Here is a 2390-nt window from a genome sequence, read left to right on the forward strand (position 1 = left end):
GTCTGATCGGGTAAGAGGATGGCATTACTGCCAGCCCCTCCCCTAAGAACCGTACGTGAGAGTTTCCCCTCATACGGCTCAAGCCTTTCATAAAGCTCCCATCAGGGAACCCGGCTCAACAAAACAAGAATCGTTTTTGTGCAATACGGCATGGCATTCGGGATGCACCATTTCCAGCCATGGCGACTTCCCGCTTCGGAACACCTTATGAACCTTGAAACTCGTTTCCGAGGTAATAGGCTCATTGCATACTGGGCAACAGCGGTGTTGATTTCTCCATACTTTCAGGAGTTTTTCGCGTCCGTTAGTGCTGTTCAACATTTTCTCACCATCGCGCTCTTCATAATAACCGCTCCATCGCTCATCGAAGGGATTTGCGTTAGAGACGATTTTCTTAAAGCGGATGATTTTGGTGTCCGTTGCATATTCAAGAGCAAAGTAGGATTGCTCACCGTTCTTCTTGGTGCGTTCCTCTGCGGCAAAAGTCCAGTTTCGGGTTCCGATGCGATGCCAGTATTTCGCTGCTATCCACCGTCTGCCTTTGTTCTTATGCCTGCGCTTTGCCCACTGCCAAAGACAATTGTAAATCTGATAGTCGATTTTGCTGAATGTTTCAGCGGATACAACAAATCGCTGGTTATTGACCCATCCACGGATAACCGGATTGAGCTGGCGAATCAGGGAATCCTGCTTTGCCGATTTGTTGCTCTTGACGATTTCACGCATCTTTTTCAGCAGAGAGCCGACCGACTGCTTCGAGGGCTTGATTAGAAGTTTTCCGTTATACTTACGGATGTTCTTGCCCAAGAAGTCAAATCCATCATCAATGTGAGTGATGACCGTCTTTTCTTCAGATAACTGCAACCCACGTTCCGTCATGAAATCTCTGATAATAGGGAGCACTTCTTCACGCAGAAATTCCGGGCTTTCTCCGGTTACGATAAAGTCGTCAGCATAGCGCACGAAGTTCATCTTATTAAAATGAGTTTTACCATTGACCTTTTTGCGGGTCGGCAGTCGTTCCTTTAAGAGCCGTTCCAGTCCATCCAGCGTCATATTCATCAGAGTAGGCGAGATGGCTCCACCTTGCGGTGTGCCTTCCTCAGTGGGGAAAAGTTGCTTTGTATCAACGTATCCACACTTTAACCACTTCTGTAAAACCTGCGTATCCATCGGGATATTCTCCATGAGCCATTCATGGCTGATGTGGTCGAAGCATCCCTTGATGTCACCTTCAAGAATCCACTGAGGAGACTTGCCCTTGTTCAGGTCGGTGAAACACTGCTCGATTGCATCGTGTGTGCTTCTTCCGATTCGGAATCCGTAGGAGTTGAGGTCACCGTAGGTTTCAGCAAGCGGTTCCAATGCAAACTTGTATAGGGTCTGCATGGCACGGTCTGTCATTGTCGGAATGCTCAGAGGCCGCAGTTTGCCGTTTTTCTTCGGAATATAAACACGTTTCAGGGGCTGAGGACGGTATCCTCTCCGTTTCAGTTTACTGATTGCCTTGAATTTTGCCTCGGGAGTTAGCCACAATTCATGGTCAACTCCAGCCGTATTTTTACCACGATTGCTTGTTACCCGCTTCACTGCCAAGGCTTTGGCGTAAAACGAGTGAGTTAACAGCCATTGCAGCGTTTTTACCTTGCTGTAATGACCTTCTTGTTGAGCCTTTACGATACGCATTTGCAGCTTTTTAACATAAGCACGAGCCTTGTTCCAGTCGATGCTGTCCCAATTTCCCGCTCTGCAAGTCGGTGCACACGATTTCTCGTTCATTTGCAATTCCTCCTTTTTGAAAAGTTCTGTAAATTCTCTCGTAAAGAAAGACCATAGATGGAAGTCTGCCTGCTTTCGCACGAGGTGATGTTGCAACCTCTATCCGTCCCCATTACAGGGTCGGCATTCGCTTTTTCCATCTTTCTTCTACCCGCATTTCATAAAGTCTCCTTACGGTTTCCGTCCGATTGCTCGGGGAAATACGGGCTTACCACGTTCCGCTTATTCAACAGTATGGGTTAGGTTTCACTTCTCCGCCAGCAGCTTTTGAATCCATGTGTTCCCACTCTATAGAGGAGCAACCAGCTGCGTTACCGTTTTGGTTCAGGCTTGTCAGCAACTTTAGCCTGTTCAGCTTTAACGATGTTTAACAGTGATTCACATTACATTAACCATACCATACAAGTCAGGCTCCCCAACCACATTGTTGCTTGCAGTTTATCGCTTCCACCTCGCGGTTTCGGCTTGAACCCTTTCGGGTGGGGCTACCCTTGTCCTGTCACGCTTCCTCACAGCCGTTACCAGCTGCTTTGTTGACAGTAGACTACTGCTAATGGAATAACAGGTCTGGTCATAGCCAGACAGTTGATTTAAGCGACTTCGTGTCGCAC

The 2390-nt window shown here is 47.7% G+C and carries 1 protein-coding gene; it reads right to left on the minus strand.

Annotation, left to right across the window (positions count from 1 at the left end; genetic code table 11):
* Positions 1 to 87 precede the first annotated feature (87 nt).
* Positions 88 to 1779 carry a group II intron reverse transcriptase/maturase gene (ltrA, locus tag GKG36_RS14505; protein WP_154261327.1) on the minus strand — a complete coding sequence of 564 codons (1692 nt, stop codon included), beginning with the start codon at positions 1777 to 1779 and terminating at the stop codon, positions 88 to 90.
* Positions 1780 to 2390: the final 611 nt, after the last annotated feature.

Source organism: Faecalibacterium sp. BIOML-A1 (genome assembly GCF_009679715.1).
GTDB classification, from domain to species: Bacteria; Bacillota; Clostridia; order Oscillospirales; family Ruminococcaceae; genus Faecalibacterium; species Faecalibacterium taiwanense.